The sequence below is a fragment of the Streptomyces niveus genome (genome assembly GCF_001723055.1).
GTDB classification, from domain to species: domain Bacteria; phylum Actinomycetota; class Actinomycetes; order Streptomycetales; family Streptomycetaceae; genus Streptomyces; species Streptomyces niveus.
The window spans coordinates 1-15,345 of sequence record NZ_MDCR01000275.1; the positions used below are offsets into that span (position 1 = coordinate 1).

Genomic DNA, 15,345 nt, shown 5'->3' on the forward strand with positions numbered 1-15,345 from the left:
CCGTACCACGAGGCCGGCGGCTCCGCCGTACAGGAACTCGGCTGCTCGCTCGCCGCCGGCGTCGCCGCGCTGCGCGACCTGACCGCCGCCGGGCTCTCCGTCGAAGCGGCCTGCGGCCAGCTGGAGTTCCGCTACGCGGCCACCGCCGACCAGTTCCTCACCATCGCCAAACTCCGCGCCGCGCGCCGGCTGTGGGCCCGCGTCGCCGAGGTCAGCGGCGCGGGACCGGCCGGCGCCGCCCAGCGCCAACACGCCGTGACCTCCTCGGTGATGATGACCCGTCGCGACCCGTGGGTGAACATGCTGCGCACCACCGTCGCCTCGCTCGCCGCCGGAGTCGGCGGCGCCGACTCCGTGACCGTGCTGCCCTTCGACCACACCCTCGGGCTCCCCGACGGCTTCGCCCGCCGCATCGCCCGCAACACCTCCACGATCCTCATCGAGGAGTCCCACCTCGGCCGTGTCATCGACCCGGCGGGCGGCTCCTGGTACGTCGAACGCCTCACCGACGACCTCGCGCACGCCGCCTGGGCCTGGTTCCAGGAGATCGAACGGGCCGGCGGCCAGCGCGCCGCGCTGCGCGACGGTCTGATCGCCGAACGCCTCGCCGCGACCTGGGCGACCCGCTCCGAGAAGCTGGCCCGCCGCCGCGAACCGGTCACCGGCGTCAGCGAGTTCCCCCAACTCGCCGAGGCACCCGTCGTACGCGACGCACCGCCCCCGGCCGCCACCGGCGGGCTGCCCACCGTCCACCGCGACGACGCCTTCGAGGCGCTGCGCTCCCGCTCCGACGCGCACCTCGCGTCGACCGGCGCCCGCCCCCGTGTTCTGCTGGCCGCGCTCGGCCCGGCGGCGGCGCACACGGCGCGCGTGACCTTCGCGTCCAACCTCTTCCAGTCCGGCGGCATCGAACCGGTCCACGACCCGGTCACCGTCGACGCCACCACGGTGGCCGACGCCCTCACCGCCTCCGGCGCGACCCTCGCCTGCCTCTGCTCCAGCGACCCGGTCTACGCCGAGCAGGCCGCACAGGTCGCCGCGGCACTCAAAGCGGCGGGCGCCACCCGCGTCTACCTCGCGGGCCGCCCCGGCGAACAGCGCGAGACCCTCATCCGGGCCGGAGTCGACGAGTTCGTCGCCGTGGGCGACGACGCCGTCGCCGTACTCTCGGCCGCCCTCGACCACCTGGGAGTGGCGCGATGACCGTCCCCGACTTCACCGGCATCGACCTGGGGCCCGCCACGGCCACCGGCGAACACGAGGAGCAGTGGCGCGCCGCCGTCAAGGAGGGCACCGGCAGGAGTGACGCCGACCTCGTCTGGAACACGCCCGAGGGCATCGACGTCAAGCCGCTGTACACGCCGCAGGACCTCGCGGGCCTCGACTTCCTCGGGACGTACCCCGGAATCGCCCCCTATCTCCGCGGCCCCTACCCGACGATGTATGTCAATCAGCCGTGGACGATCCGTCAGTACGCGGGCTTCTCGACCGCGGAGGAGTCCAACGCGTTCTACCGGCGCAATCTCGCCGCCGGGCAGAAGGGCCTCTCCGTCGCCTTCGACCTGCCCACGCACCGCGGTTACGACAGCGACCACCCGCGCGTGACCGGTGACGTCGGCATGGCGGGCGTCGCCATCGACTCGATCTACGACATGCGCCAGCTCTTCGACGGCATCCCGCTCGACAGGATGACCGTGTCGATGACGATGAACGGCGCCGTGCTGCCCGTACTCGCGCTCTACATCGTGGCGGCCGAGGAGCAGGGCGCAGGGCCCGAGAAGCTGGCCGGGACCATCCAGAACGACATCCTCAAAGAGTTCATGGTCCGCAACACCTACATCTATCCGCCCGCGCCCTCGATGCGGATCATCTCCGACATCTTCGCGTACACCTCGCAGAGGATGCCGCGCTACAACTCCATCTCCATCTCCGGCTACCACATCCAGGAAGCCGGCGCCACGGCCGATCTGGAGCTGGCCTACACCCTCGCCGACGGCGTCGAGTATCTGCGCGCCGGCCTCGACGTGGGCCTCGACGTCGACGCGTTCGCGCCCCGGCTCTCCTTCTTCTGGGCGATCGGCATGAACTTCTTCATGGAGATCGCGAAACTGCGCGCCGCGCGGCTGCTCTGGGCCAGGCTCGTAAAGAAGTTCGACCCCAAGAACGCCAAGTCCCTTTCGCTGCGCACCCATTCACAGACCTCCGGCTGGTCGCTCACCGCGCAGGACGTCTTCAACAACGTCCCCCGCACCTGCGTCGAGGCGATGGCCGCGACCCAGGGCCACACCCAGTCGCTGCACACCAACGCGCTCGACGAGGCGCTGGCCCTGCCCACCGACTTCTCCGCGCGCATCGCCCGCAACACCCAACTGCTGCTCCAGCAGGAGTCCGGGACCTGCCGCGTCATCGACCCGTGGGGCGGCAGCGCGTACGTCGAGAAGCTCACCCACGACCTCGCGCGCCGCGCCTGGCAGCACATCGAGGAGGTCGAGGCGGCCGGCGGCATGGCGCGGGCCATCGCCGACGGCATCCCCAAGCTCCGGATCGAGGAGGCGGCGGCCCGTACCCAGGCCAGGATCGACTCGGGGCGCCAGCCGGTCATCGGCGTCAACAAGTACCCCGTCGAGACCGACGAGCGGATCGAGGTCCGCTCGGTCGACAACTCCTCCGTGAGGACGCAGCAGATCGCGAAGCTGCGCCGGCTGCGCGAGGAGCGCGACGAGGCCGCCTGCCAGGACGCGCTGCGCGCCCTGACCGGCGCCGCCGAGGCCGGGTCGAGCCGGGACCTCGACGGCAACCTGCTGGCGCTGGCCGTGAACGCGGCCCGCGCCAAGGCCACCGTCGGCGAGATCTCCGACGCCCTGGAGAAGGTGTACGGGCGGCACTCCGGCCAGATCCGTACCATCTCCGGTGTGTACAGGAACGAGGCCGGCACGTCACCGGCGGTCGAGCGGACCCGGGTCGCCGTCGAGGAGTTCGAGACGGCCGAGGGGCGGCGCCCGCGCATCCTCGTCGCCAAGATGGGCCAGGACGGCCACGACCGGGGCCAGAAGGTCATCGCGACCGCCTTCGCCGACCTGGGCTTCGACGTCGACGTCGGCCCGCTGTTCCAGACGCCCGGCGAGGTGGCGCGCCAGGCCGTCGAGGCCGACGTGCACATCGTCGGGGTGTCGTCCCTGGCCGCCGGGCACCTCACCCTCGTGCCCGCCCTGCGCGAGGAGTTGGCGCGGGAGGGCCGGGAGGACATCATGATCGTCGTCGGCGGGGTGATCCCGCCGGGCGACATCGACGAACTGCGCCGCGCGGGCGCGGCGGCCGTCTTCCCGCCGGGCACCGTCATCCCCGACGCCGCGCACGACCTGCTCACCACCCTGGCCGCCACACTCGGTCACGAGCGGTGAGCCGGTGGCCCCTCAGAACATCCCCGACATCGACGCGTACGCCAAAGGCGTGCTGGACGGCTCCCGTTCGGCCGTCGCGCGCGCCATCACCCTCGTGGAGTCCACCCGGGCCGACCACCGGGAACTGGCCCAGCGGCTGCTGACCGAACTGCTGCCGCACTCCGGCGCGGCACGCAGGATCGGCATCAGCGGGGTGCCCGGCGTCGGCAAGTCCACCTTCATCGACGCCCTCGGCACGATGCTCACCGGACTCGGGCACCGCGTCGCCGTCCTCGCCGTCGACCCCTCGTCCAGCAGGACCGGCGGCTCCATCCTCGGCGACAAGACCCGCATGGAGCGCCTGTCCGTGGACCCGGCGGCGTTCGTGCGGCCGTCACCCACGGCGGGCACGCTGGGCGGCGTCGCCAAGGCGACGCGCGAGACGATCATCGTGATGGAGGCGGCGGGCTACGACGTGGTGCTCGTCGAGACCGTCGGCGTCGGCCAGTCCGAGACCGCCGTCGCCAACATGGTCGACTCCTTCCTGCTGCTGAGCCTCGCCCGGACCGGCGACCAGCTCCAGGGCATCAAGAAGGGCGTACTGGAACTGGCGGACCTCATCGCCGTCAACAAGGCCGACGGGCCGCACGAGCGGGACGCGAGGTCCGCCGCGCGCGAACTCGCTGGCGCGCTGCGGCTGATGCACCCCGCCGACGCGGCGTGGACACCGCCGGTGCTCAGCTGCAGCGCCCGTGAGGGGACCGGGCTCGACACGGTCTGGGAGCGGCTGGAGCAGCACCGGAAGATCCTCGACACCAGTGGCCGCCTCCAGCGCAAACGGAGCGACCAGCAGGTCGACTGGACCTGGTCGATGGTCCGTGACCATCTGCTGGACCGGCTCCGCGACCACCCGGGCGTGCGGTCGTCGGCGCCCGCACTGGAACAGGCGGTACGGGAGGGCTCGTTGACGGCGACACTGGCGGCCGAGCGGCTGATCGAGGCGCTGGACCTGCCGGCGGAGGGTGACAGGCGATGAACGCCGCCTCTCCCAAGGAGGACGAGACCGTACGTGTGCGGCGCGAGGGACGCGTCGGCCGGCTCACCCTCAACCGGCCACATGCGCTCAACGCCCTCACCCACGCCATGGTGTCGCGCGTCGACGCCGCCCTCACCGCCTGGGAACATGACCCTTCGTTGAGGACGGTGGTCATCGACGGCGCCGGGGAACGCGGGCTGTGCGCGGGCGGCGACATCCGGGCGATCTACGAGGACGCGCGTACGGGCGGAGCCACGTCACCCGCGTTCTGGCGCGACGAGTACCGCCTCAACGCCCGTATCGCCCGCTACCCGAAGCCGTACGTCGCCCTCATGGACGGCATCGTGATGGGCGGCGGTGTGGGTGTCTCGGCGCACGGCGACGTCCGGATCGTCACCGAACGCTCGCGCGTCGCCATGCCGGAGACCGGCATCGGTCTCGTGCCCGACGTCGGCGGTACGTATCTGCTCGCCCGGTCGCCCGGCGAACTCGGCACGCATCTCGCCCTCACCGGGGCGGCGGTGGGCCCGGCCGACGCGCTGCTCTGCGGCCTCGCCGACCACTTCGTCCCCTCGGGGCAGTTGCCCGCGCTGGTGGCCGAACTCGCCTCCACGGACACGCCGGTGGCCGTACGACGCCACGCGACGACGCCGCCCGACGGCGAACTCGCCGCCGACCGCGAGTGGATCGACGCGTGCTACGCGGCGGACTCGGTGGAGGAGATCGTGGACCGCCTCTTCGCGAGCGGCCACCAGAAGGCGAAGCAGACGGCGGAGACGATCCTGACGAGGTCCCCCACGGCGCTGAAGGCGACGCTGGCGGCCGTACGCCGGGCGAGGCGGGCGGGGACGCTGGAGGAGGTGCTGACGGCGGAGTACCGCGCGTCGTGCGCGGCGCTGCGGACGCCGGACCTGGTGGAGGGCATCAGGGCCCAGGTGATCGACAAGGACCGGACGCCGCGCTGGTCCCCGGCCGAACTCGGCCAGGTGACGGCCGCGGACGTGGACCACTTCTCGGCGGTGCCGCCGGGCGGGGACCTCAGCTGGCACCCGGAGCCGTAACCGTCCTGAGGCAACGTCGTGCTCGGGCTACGCGACCGGCTCCGGTATCCGGTCCTCCGTGGGAGCCTCCGGTTTCGCCGGGCCCGAGCGCAGGCGGTGGCGTTTGCGCCAGGCCACGATCGCCGCCGCCACTCCCGTCAGCACGATGAAGCCCATCGCGATCAGGAACGCCGGCGACGTCGGCGAACCCGCCTCGCTCCCCGCGACCACGTACGCCGCCGTGTTCGGGATCGTGCCGAGCCCCGTCGCCAGCAGGAACGGGCCCCAGCCCATGCGCGACACCGCCGCGACATAGTTCGCCGCCTGGAACGGCACCCCGGGGAAGAGCCGCAACGCCATCATCGACCGGAAGCCGTGCCGGCTCAACTGCCGGTCCGCCATGGTCAGCCAGCGGCCCCGCAGCAGCGGACGCAACGCGTCCTGACCGAGGAAACGGCCGAGCCCGAAGGTGATGGCCCCGCCCAGTACCGAGCCGCCGATCGCCGCCGGAAGGCCGAGCTGCGTTCCGAACAGCGCGCCCGCCGCGAGGCTCAGCAGCGGACGCGGCACGAAGGCCGCCGTACAGACCCCGTAGCCGGCGGTGAACAGCACCAGGGCCACGCCGCCGCTCAGTTGGGGCCAGCCCGCCGCGACGAGTCGCTGGGGCTCGTAGACCAGCACCGCGGTCCCGGCACACGCCAGGAGGACCACGAGGAGGGAGAGTCTGGACCAGGGTGAGAGCAGCACCCTCGTACAGCGGACCGTGAGGCCGGGGGACGACCTGTCGACAGGGTCGAGCATGCGGGGAGACTAACCGACGAACTGATGTGATCGCCGTCAAGGGCGGGGAGACAACCGCCACTCGGCCTCTCCCGTCCCGTACACAGCCCGCCCCGGCGCTGTCAGTGGCGGGGCCTAGCCTGCACGTCATGACCCTCGCAGCACCGCCCAGCGTCCTCGCCGACACCGTTCTGGCCCGGCTCACGGCCGCTTACGCCACAGCCGCCGATCCGGTACGGGCCGAGCGGTCCGTCGCGTACATGAAGGGTGTCGCGCCCTTCCTCGGGATCCCCACGCCCGAACGCCGCGCGCTGTCACGGCAGGTGCTCGACTCCCTGCCCCGTCCCGACGAGACGGACTGCGTGGCCATCGCGCTGCGCTGCTGGGAGCTGCCCGAGCGGGAGTACCGGTACTTCGCGATCGACTACCTCCGCCGCCATGTCGCGCGCCTCTCCTCCGACTCCCTCCCCGTCGTCCGGCATCTCGTCTCCACGGACCCCTGGTGGGACACCGTCGACCTCCTCGCCGCCCACCTCGCGGGCGGGCTCGTCGCCGCCGACCGCTCACTCGTGACACAGATGGACGCCTGGAGCGAGGACGACGATCTCTGGATCGCCCGCACCGCGCTGCTGCACCAGCTCACCTACAAGCAGGCGACCGACACCGAGCGGCTGTTCTGCTACTGCCTGCGGCAGGCCGGCCACCGCGACTTCTTCATCCGCAAGGCGATCGGCTGGTGCCTGCGCGAGTACGCCAAGACGGACCCGGCCGCCGTCCGGAGCTTCGTGACGGGCGCCCGCGACCGGCTCTCCCCGCTCTCCGTACGCGAGGCACTGAAGCACCTCTGAGCCCCCCGCACCACCACGAAGAAAACCGGTCGACGTCCCGGTGCCCTTCGGACATCATCAACGACATGTTCCGGTACGCCTTCCTCGCAGCGCAGTCCGCAGTCGCGGACGCGCCGAAGGCTGCCGCATTCCTCGCGGCGCACGCAGAAGCAGCGGCAGCAGCAGCCGCGGCGGCGCCCGTCGACGGCGCCCGAAGCTGACCCTTCCCGGATCGTCCGGCGGACCCCACAGGGGGAGGGTCGGCAAGGTCCCGGGGGTCCCACCACGCTTCGAGTTCCTGGAAGGAACACGTCAGCCATGCCCAAGACGGCATACGTGCGCACCAAGCCGCACCTCAACATCGGCACCATGGGCCACGTCGACCACGGCAAGACCACCCTCACCGCGGCCATCACCAAGGTCCTCAGCGAGCGCGGGACCGGCACCTTCGTGCCGTTCGACCGGATCGACCGGGCCCCGGAGGAGGCGGCGCGCGGCATCACCATCAACATCGCGCACGTCGAGTACGAGACCGGCACCCGGCACTACGCGCACGTCGACATGCCCGGTCACGCCGACTACATCAAGAACATGGTCACCGGCGCCGCCCAGCTCGACGGGGCGATCCTCGTCGTGTCCGCGCTCGACGGGATCATGCCGCAGACCGCCGAGCACGTACTGCTCGCCCGCCAGGTCGGCGTCGACCACATCGTCGTCGCCCTCAACAAGGCCGACGCGGGCGACGACGAGCTGACCGACCTGGTCGAGCTGGAGGTGCGCGAGCTGCTCAGCGCCAACGGGTACGGCGGCGAGAGCGTGCCCGTCGTCCGGGTCTCCGGGCTCCGGGCGCTGGAGGGCGACCCGCGCTGGACGGAGGCCGTGGTGGCGCTGCTCGACGCGGTCGACACGTATGTGCCGATCCCCGTCAGGTACACCGACGCGCCGTTCCTGCTCCCGGTGGAGAACGTCCTGACCATCACCGGGCGCGGCACGGTCGTCACCGGCGCCGTCGAGCGCGGCACGGTACGCGTCGGCGACCGGATCGAGGTGCTCGGCGCCGACTCGGGGCCGCAGCCCAGCACGGTCACCTCGCTGGAGACCTTCGGGAAGCCGATGGAGTCCGCCGAGGCAGGCGACAACGTCGCGCTGCTGCTGCGCGGCATGCCACGCGACGCGATCCGCCGCGGCCACGTGGTGGCCGCGCCGGACAGCGTCGTACCGAGCAGGCGGTTCACCGCGCAGGTGTACGTCCTGTCGGCGGCCGAGGGCGGGCGTACAACGCCGATCACGACCGGCTACCGGCCGCAGTTCTTCATCCGTACCGCGGACGTGGTCGGTGACATCGACCTCGGCGACCTCGCCGTCGCGCGCCCCGGTGACACGGTCGCCCTGACCGTGGAGCTGGGCCGGGACGTACCGCTGGAGGCGGGGCTCGGCTTCGCGATCCGCGAGGGCGGACGCACGGTCGGCGCGGGCACGGTGACCGAGCTGATCTGACCGCCCCTGGCGCCGCGCCCGTCTCCTCCACCCCGGAGGAGGCGGGCGCGGTCGGTCCCGTACGGCGCGACGCGCACAATGGGACGGTGAGCGAAGCCATCCCCGTCATCAAGGCCGTCGACCACGGCACCGCCCGGCTGCTGCCCGACGTGGACCGCGAACGGGCCTGGCTGCTGACGGTCGACGGCGCGCCCCAGTCGTACGTCGACCTGGACGAGCCGACCCATCTCGAATTCGAGTACACCCGGCGCCTCGGGCACGTCGTCGACCGCGCCGCCGACGAGGGCGACCCGCTCACCGTGCTCCACCTCGGCGGCGGAGCCCTGACCCTGCCCCGCTACGTCAGCGCCACCCGGCCGGGCTCGGCACAGGAGGTGGTCGACGCCGACGGGGCGCTGCTCGCGCTGGTCGCCGAGGAACTGCCGCTGCCCGAGGGCGCCGGGATCACGGTGCACGACGCGGACGCCCGCGACTGGCTCGCCTCCGCGCCGGCCCGCTCGGTGGATCTGCTGATCGCCGACGTCTTCGGCGGCTCGCGCGTGCCCGCCCATCTGACGTCCGTCGAGTACGCGCGCCTCGCCGAGCGGGTGCTACGGGCCGACGGCCTTTACGCGGCCAACCTCGCCGACGGCGCGCCCTTCGCCTTCCTCAGGTCCCAACTGGCCACCTTCGCCTCGGTGTTCGAGGAGCTGGCACTGATCGCCGAGCCGTCGGTGCTGCGCGGGCGGCGGTTCGGCAACGCCGTACTCCTCGCCTCGCACGCGCCGATCGACACGGCGGCCCTGGCGCGCCGGACCGCGTCCGACGCCTTTCCGGCACGCGTCGAACACGGCGCGTCGCTGCGGCGGTTCACCGGCGCCGCGCCGGTCGTACGCGACGCCGACGCGGTGGCCTCGCCCGAGCCGCCCGCGGGGGCGTTCAGCGTCGGCTGAGCCCCCCCCGCGTGTCCTGACTACTCGCCGGCCAGCCGGACGGTGCTCATGATCTTCATCAGCGTGGCGTCCGGGATCTCGTCGTCCACGCCCCTGGCGCCGTACACGACCCACGTCGTGAAGTCGCCCTTGGCGTTGGTGAAGGTGAACGCGATCGACTTGCCGTCGCTGTCGCACTTCTCCTCCTTGGGCAGACCCGTGCTCGCGGCCGTCGAATAGTGCCCCTTGAGTCCGGCCTTGGTCGTGTAGGGCTTGGACTTCTCGACCTTGATCGCCGCCTGCTGCTGCGCCTTGGTGGCGTGCTGGGCGTACGCGGCCCAGACCCAGCTGCCGGACTCGTTGCTGGCGGCGGTCGCCGTGTCCGTGGCGCCCTTGCCGCCCTTGGTGCCCGTGCCGCCGAGGGCGAAGCTCTCCATCTTGCCGTCCTTGTCGCTGTCCTCCTCACACCACTCGGCCTTCAGGAATGCGGGGGCGGAGAAGGTGATGGCGGGCGAGCCGTCATCCTTCTCGACGTCCGCGAAGCCCGAGAACGTGTCGGGCTTCTCGACCACCCAGTCGGCGGGGACGTCGAACTGCGTCCCGTGATTGGGGTTGGTCACGACCTTCCAGCCCGCGACGGTCGGCTTGGCGGCGCTCGAACCGTCGCGCGGGTTGTCCTGCTCCGACGGCTTCGTCTTCGGCTTACCCGACTCCGACGCCTTGGAGTCGTCGGCGACGTTGGTGCTCCCGCCGTCGTCGTTCTGCATCACGAAGAAGCCCGTGGCGGCGGCCACCACGACGACCGCCGACGCGGCGATGATCGCGACCGTCTTCGTGCGCTTCTTGTCCTGCGAGGGATCGGGGCCGCCCGGCCCCCCGGCCCGCCCATGTGCCCCGGGACCGCGTACTGCGGCCGGGTCGGCTGCTGGTACGGGTTGGGCTGCTGCTGTCCCTGCTGCGGGTAGCCGGGCTGCTGCTGCGGATACCCCGGCTGCTGGTCCGGCTGCTGCGGATAGCCCGGCTGCTGCTGGTATCCCGGCTGTTGGTAGGGATTCGGCTGCTGGTACCCCGGCTGCTGGTACGGGTTGGAATTCGGATCCTGCGGGTTCTGCTCGCCCCCGGGCGGCTGCTGTCCTGGCCACATGGCGAGTAACGATAGAGGGGTGGCCGCCGCACTGCTACGGCCGCCCTGTCGCAGGATGGCAACTGAGGCTACTGGTGGGTAATGTCGGGGCGTATGAGCTCTGATCAGATGACCGTCGGCGAGATGCTCGCCGCCACCGTTCCCATGGCCAGGACCCTCCAGATGGAGTTCCTCGAAACCACCGCCGAGCGCGCCGTCGTACGGCTGCCGGACCGGGCCGACTTCCACAACCACGTCGGCGGCCCGCACGCCGGGGCGATGTTCACCCTCGGCGACACCGTCAGCGGCGCCGTGGTGCTCGCCGCCTTCGGCGAACAGCTCGCCCGCGCCGTACCGCTCGTCGTCAAGGCTGAAATCGGCTACAAGAAGCTCGCCATGGGCGTCATCACGGCGACGGCCACCGTCGGCCGCCCGGTGGCCGACGTCGTCGCCGAACTCGACGGGGGCGGGCGCCCCGAATTCCCCGTCGCCGTCGTCTTCCACCGCGAGGACGGCGCCGTCACCGGCGAGATGACCATCGTCTGGACGCTGCGCCCCAACGCCTGACGGGCCAGGTCGTCGGAGGGTCCCCGGCCCAGGTAGGCTGCCCGGCGAGCGCCTGGAAGGCGCTCGCCGGGCAGCGGCGAGCCAGCGGCGGGCGACGGCACATTCCGACACAGGAGGAACGGTCTTGCACGTCCAGGAATGGCTGGAGACCGTACCGCCGATCGCCATCTACGCGCTGGTCGGCGTGGTGATCGGGCTCGAAAGCCTCGGTATCCCGCTGCCGGGCGAGATCGTTCTCGTCAGCTCGGCGCTGCTGGCCTCGCAGCACGGCGACATCAACCCGTACATCCTCGGCGCGTGCGCCACCGCCGGCGCGATCATCGGCGACTCGATCGGCTACGCCATCGGCCGCAAGGGCGGCAGACCGCTGCTCGCGTGGCTCGCGGGCAGGTTCCCGAAGCACTTCGGCGAGCCACAGATCGCCATGGCCGAGCGGTCGTTCCAGAAGTGGGGCATGTGGGCGGTCTTCTTCGGCCGCTTCGTCGCACTGCTGCGGATCTTCGCCGGGCCGCTCGCGGGTGTGCTGCGGATGCCGTACTGGAAGTTCCTCATCGCCAACGTCCTGGGCGGAATCGTGTGGGCCGGGGGCACGACCGCCGTCGTCTACTCGGTGGGCGTCGTCGCCGAGGCCTGGCTGAAGCGCTTCTCCTGGCTCGGTCTCGTCCTTGCCGTACTCATCGGACTCACCTCGATGCTCGTGATCAAGAGCCGGGCGAAGAAGGCGTCGGAGCAGGCGGAGGCACAGGCGGGGCTGAAGGCCGCGGAGCCGGCCGCCGCCACAGACTGACGAGCGGGGACGTTCCGGCCGTCAGCTCTCGTGCACGGCCCCGTGGCGCTTGGCCAGCTCCAGATAGACCGCCGCGTTGAGCCTGATGCCCTCGCGCTCCTCCTGGGTCAGCTCCCGCTTCACCTTCGCGGGCACGCCCGCCACCAGGGAACCGGGCGGTACGCGCATGCCCTGCGGTACGAGCGCCTGGGCCGCGACCAGTGAACCGGTCCCGATGTGCGCCCCGTTGAGGACGGCGGCGCCCATGCCGACCAGCACATCGTCCTCGACGGTGCAGCCGTGCAGGACCGCGTTGTGCCCCACCGAGACACGCGCGCCGATCGTGACGGGCGAGCCCAGGTCGACATGGACCGTGCAGTTGTCCTGGATGTTGGTGTCGGCCCCGATGACGATCGGGCCGCCGTCGGCCCGCAGCACCGTGTGGTACCAGACGCTCGCACCGGCGGCCATCGTGACCTCGCCCAGCACCACGGCCGTCGGCGCCACGAACGCCGTCGGATCGATCGCGGGCTCCTTGCCGCCCACGCCCGCGATCAGTGCCCGCTGTGTCATGCCGTCTCCTTCGGTGTGCCGCCCCGGGCCCCGCGTGCCGCCGTGTGCCGCCGCTTGCCGTGCCCCCGCGTCGTACGGGAACCGTAAGCGACGCCCCGGCGCGCTCCGGCGGCAGGTCGGCCAGGACACACCCTGTCTCAACTGACGGCCGATCAATAACCTTGGCGAGGTCGAATGTTGTCGTCGCATCGACCGAGGGAGCACCATGGCCACCGCACAGCAGGTTCCCGACATACTGTCGGCCGAGTTCGCGGAGAATCCGTACCCCGCCTACCGTCTGATGCGCGAGAGCGCGCCGCTCATCTGGCACGAGGCCACCAAGAGCTACATCATCTCGCGGTACGACGACGTGGAACGCGCCTTCAAGGACAAGGCGTCGGCGTTCACCACCGAGAACTACCACTGGCAGATCGAGCCCGTGCACGGGAAGACGATCCTGCAACTGAGCGGCCGTGAGCACGCCGTACGCCGTGCGCTCGTCGCCCCCGCCTTCCGGGGCAGCGACCTGGAGGAGAAGTTCCTGCCGGTCATCGAGAGCAACGCCCGCCGGCTCATCGACACCTTCCGGCACACCGGAAGCGTCGACCTGGTGGACGCCTTCGCCACCCGCTTCCCGGTCGGCGTCATCGCGGAGATGCTGGGCCTCGACCGGGCCGACCACGCCCGTTTCCACGGCTGGTACACCGCCGTCATCGCCTTCCTCGGCAATCTGTCCGGCGACGCGGAGGTGACCGCGGCGGGTGAACGGACCCGGATCGAGTTCGCCGAGTACATGATCCCGATCATCCGGGCCCGCCGGGACGATCCGGGCGACGACCTGCTCTCGACGCTCTGCGCCGCCGAGGTCGACGGAGTACGGATGAGCGACGAGGACATCAAGGCGTTCTGCAGCCTGCTGCTCGCGGCGGGCGGCGAGACCACCGACAAGGCCATCGCCTCGATCTTCGCCAATCTGCTGACTCACCCTGACCAGCTCGCCGCCGTGCGGGCGGACCGGAGCCTGATCGACCGGGCGTTCGCGGAGACCCTGCGGTTCACCCCGCCGGTGCACATGATCATGCGGCAGACCGCCGAGGAGGTCACGCTCAGCGGCGGCACCATACCCTCGGGCGCCACCGTCACCTGTCTCATAGGAGCCGCCAACCGGGACGGTGACCGCTTCGCCGAGCCGGACACCTTCGACATCTTCCGGGACGACCTGACGACGACCACCGCGTTCTCCGCGGCCGCCGACCATCTGGCCTTCGCGCTCGGACGGCACTTCTGCGTGGGCGCGCTGCTGGCGAAGGCCGAGGTACGGGTCGGAGTGGGCCAACTCCTGGACGCCATGCCCGATCTGCGACTGGCGGACGGGTTCGACCCGGTGGAGCACGGGGTGTTCACGCGCGGCCCGCGCTCGCTGCCGGTGACGTTCACGCCTGTCGCGAGCTGACGCGTGCGGGTTCGGTCGCCGTACGGGACGAGTGATCCCGTACGGCGACCGAGGACGACGTACGCGGCTCACCCCACCACGCTGTTCACCCCACCACCGGGGTGAACTCCACCGGCAGCGCCGTCAGTCCGCGCATCCAGATCGACGGGCGCCATCTCAACTCGCCCGGTTCCACGGCCAGTACGACATCCGGCAGTCGCTCCAGCAGCGTCTCGACCGCCGTACGGGCGACGACGTCGGCCAGCAGCGGGGCCGGATACGGGCACCGGTGCTCGCCGTTGCTGAAGGACAGATGCGCCGAGTTCTCCGCGCCGATATGACCCTCGGGCCAGAGCTGCGGATCGGTGTTGGCCGCCGCTAGCCCCAGGACCAGACAGTCGCCCGCCCTGATGTGCCGCCCGCCCAGCTGGGTGTCGCGCACCGCCCACCGGCCGATGAAGTTCTGCGTCGGAGTGTCCAGCCACAACACCTCGTTGAGCGCCTGTCCCACGCTCAGCCGCCCGCCCGACACATTGAGCGCGAACCGGTCGTCGGTCAGCAGCAGACGCAGCGTGTTGCAGATCCAGTTGGCCGTCGGCTGCTGCGCCGCCGCGATGACGGAGATCAGGTCCTGCACGATCTCGTCGTCCGCCAGGCCCGCCGGATGACCGATCATCCGCGAGGTGACGTCCGAGCCCGGCCGGGCCCGCTTGTCCTTCACCAACTGCTGGATGCGCTCCTGCACCCGCAGATACGCCGACACCGGGTCGTCGCCCTCGCCCGCGTCCAGTGACACCCGCAGATCGCGTACGAGTTCCTCGGTGTCGGCGCCACCGGCCGGCATGCCGCACATCTGGACGGCGGCGCGCATCGGCAGCGCGTGCGCGTACGCGGCCATCAGCTCCGCGTTCCCCGCGCCCGCGAAGACGTCGATCAGCTGCCCGGCGATCTGTTGGCAGTCGTGGCCCAGTTCGAACTGGTCGACCGCCTCCAGCGCACGGGTGATGACGCCGGCCCGCCGCTGATGCTCGGCGCCCTCGGTGAACAGCACGGACGGCTGGTAGCCGACGTACGGCAGCAGCGGCCAGTCGGTGGGGATCGCCGGCCACTGGTTCCAGCGGCGCGAGTCCCTGGCGAACAGCTCGTCGTGGCTGGTGACATAGCCGACCTCGGAGTAACCGAGGACCAGCCAGGCGGGGATGCCGCCGTCGAGGAGGACGGGGGCGACGGGTCCGTGCTCGCGGCGCAGGCTGCGGTAGAGCTGGGACGGCGTCTGCTGGAACTCCAGTCCGCTCAGCGGAACGGAGTCCGGGTGCGCGGCCGGGCAGCAGGGCGGCGGCGGAGCTTCCGCGTGCGCGCCCGATGGGTCGAGGGTGCCAAGAGTGTCGGGGGCTCCGGGGGCTCCGGGGACTCCGGGCGCTTCGGGGTAGGGGG

13 protein-coding genes and 1 pseudogene are annotated in these 15,345 nt (G+C 71.5%); 10 read left to right on the forward strand and 4 right to left on the reverse strand.

Going from position 1 to position 15,345, the window contains the following annotated elements; translation table 11 throughout:
- The 4 genes from BHU15_RS27665 to BHU15_RS27680 all read left to right on the forward strand — a co-directional run.
- A partial coding sequence (locus BHU15_RS27665; RefSeq protein ID WP_255293233.1) for a methylmalonyl-CoA mutase family protein occupies positions 1-1,203 on the forward strand: 1,203 nt, incomplete at its 5' end.
- Positions 1,200-3,401: a methylmalonyl-CoA mutase gene (gene scpA, locus BHU15_RS27670; protein ID WP_069629672.1), complete on the forward strand. Its 2,202-nt coding sequence runs from the start codon at positions 1,200-1,202 to the stop codon at positions 3,399-3,401. The genes BHU15_RS27665 and scpA, both read left to right, overlap by 4 nt.
- Positions 3,402-3,420: 19 nt before the next feature.
- On the forward strand, positions 3,421-4,416 hold the full coding sequence (gene meaB, locus BHU15_RS27675; protein ID WP_069629681.1) for a methylmalonyl Co-A mutase-associated GTPase MeaB: 996 nt from the start codon (positions 3,421-3,423) through the stop codon (positions 4,414-4,416).
- The gene (locus tag BHU15_RS27680; RefSeq protein ID WP_069629673.1) at positions 4,413-5,477 is read left to right on the forward strand and encodes an enoyl-CoA hydratase/isomerase family protein; all 1,065 of its coding nucleotides are present in this window, start codon (positions 4,413-4,415) and stop codon (positions 5,475-5,477) included. Before meaB ends, BHU15_RS27680 begins: the two co-directional genes overlap by 4 nt.
- Before the next feature lie 27 nt (positions 5,478-5,504).
- Here BHU15_RS27680 and BHU15_RS27685 read toward each other — a convergent pair whose 3' ends face one another.
- Complete coding sequence (locus tag BHU15_RS27685) at positions 5,505-6,257, reverse strand: TVP38/TMEM64 family protein (RefSeq protein WP_069629674.1); 753 nt, start codon at positions 6,255-6,257, stop codon at positions 5,505-5,507.
- Between the two features lie 128 nt (positions 6,258-6,385).
- Between BHU15_RS27685 and BHU15_RS27690 the strand changes: the two genes are divergently transcribed.
- From BHU15_RS27690 to BHU15_RS27700, 3 genes are all read left to right on the forward strand, one after another.
- Positions 6,386-7,084 (forward strand): DNA alkylation repair protein, encoded by a 699-nt coding sequence (locus BHU15_RS27690; protein ID WP_069629675.1) that lies wholly within the window; start codon positions 6,386-6,388, stop codon positions 7,082-7,084.
- 297 nt (positions 7,085-7,381) lie between these two features.
- Positions 7,382-8,560: an elongation factor Tu gene (gene tuf / locus BHU15_RS27695; protein ID WP_069629676.1), complete on the forward strand. Its 1,179-nt coding sequence runs from the start codon at positions 7,382-7,384 to the stop codon at positions 8,558-8,560.
- An 86-nt stretch (positions 8,561-8,646) separates the two neighbouring features.
- Positions 8,647-9,492, forward strand: a complete 846-nt coding sequence (locus BHU15_RS27700; protein WP_069629677.1) for a spermidine synthase — start codon at positions 8,647-8,649, stop codon at positions 9,490-9,492.
- A gap of 20 nt (positions 9,493-9,512) precedes the next feature.
- Here the strand turns inward: BHU15_RS27700 and BHU15_RS27705 are convergent.
- A pseudogene (locus BHU15_RS27705) lies at positions 9,513-10,615 on the reverse strand (DUF8017 domain-containing protein).
- Positions 10,616-10,723: 108 nt separating this feature from the next.
- On the opposite strand from BHU15_RS27705, the gene BHU15_RS27710 reads away from it, so the two are divergent.
- The gene (locus BHU15_RS27710) at positions 10,724-11,161 is read left to right on the forward strand and encodes a DUF4442 domain-containing protein (RefSeq protein ID WP_023543159.1); all 438 of its coding nucleotides are present in this window, start codon (positions 10,724-10,726) and stop codon (positions 11,159-11,161) included.
- 124 nt (positions 11,162-11,285) lie between these two features.
- Positions 11,286-11,948, forward strand: a complete 663-nt coding sequence (locus BHU15_RS27715) for a DedA family protein (RefSeq protein ID WP_069629678.1) — start codon at positions 11,286-11,288, stop codon at positions 11,946-11,948.
- A 21-nt stretch (positions 11,949-11,969) separates the two neighbouring features.
- Here BHU15_RS27715 and BHU15_RS27720 read toward each other — a convergent pair whose 3' ends face one another.
- Positions 11,970-12,500 carry a gamma carbonic anhydrase family protein gene (locus BHU15_RS27720; protein ID WP_069629679.1) on the reverse strand — a complete coding sequence of 177 codons (531 nt, stop codon included), beginning with the start codon at positions 12,498-12,500 and terminating at the stop codon, positions 11,970-11,972.
- Between the two features lie 205 nt (positions 12,501-12,705).
- Between BHU15_RS27720 and BHU15_RS27725 the strand changes: the two genes are divergently transcribed.
- A complete protein-coding gene (locus BHU15_RS27725; protein WP_069629680.1) occupies positions 12,706-13,932 on the forward strand; it encodes a cytochrome P450 in 1,227 nt (408 codons plus the stop codon).
- An 85-nt stretch (positions 13,933-14,017) separates the two neighbouring features.
- Here BHU15_RS27725 and BHU15_RS27730 read toward each other — a convergent pair whose 3' ends face one another.
- Entirely contained in the window at positions 14,018-15,208 is a 1,191-nt protein-coding gene (locus BHU15_RS27730; protein WP_069629682.1) for a cytochrome P450, read from the reverse strand.
- Between the last annotated feature and the right edge of the window lie 137 nt (positions 15,209-15,345).

Excerpts from the sequence above, each read along its gene's own strand:
- scpA (WP_069629672.1), top strand. The coding sequence starts at position 1,200 with ATGACCGTCCCCGACTTCACCGGCATCGACCTGGGGCCCGCCACGGCC.
- BHU15_RS27680 (WP_069629673.1), top strand. The coding sequence starts at position 4,413 with ATGAACGCCGCCTCTCCCAAGGAGGACGAGACCGTACGTGTGCGGCGC.
- BHU15_RS27685 (WP_069629674.1), bottom strand. The coding sequence starts at position 6,257 with ATGCTCGACCCTGTCGACAGGTCGTCCCCCGGCCTCACGGTCCGCTGT.
- BHU15_RS27690 (WP_069629675.1), top strand. The coding sequence starts at position 6,386 with ATGACCCTCGCAGCACCGCCCAGCGTCCTCGCCGACACCGTTCTGGCC.
- tuf (WP_069629676.1), top strand. The coding sequence starts at position 7,382 with ATGCCCAAGACGGCATACGTGCGCACCAAGCCGCACCTCAACATCGGC.
- BHU15_RS27710 (WP_023543159.1), top strand. The coding sequence starts at position 10,724 with ATGACCGTCGGCGAGATGCTCGCCGCCACCGTTCCCATGGCCAGGACC.
- BHU15_RS27720 (WP_069629679.1), bottom strand. The coding sequence starts at position 12,500 with ATGACACAGCGGGCACTGATCGCGGGCGTGGGCGGCAAGGAGCCCGCG.
- BHU15_RS27725 (WP_069629680.1), top strand. The coding sequence starts at position 12,706 with ATGGCCACCGCACAGCAGGTTCCCGACATACTGTCGGCCGAGTTCGCG.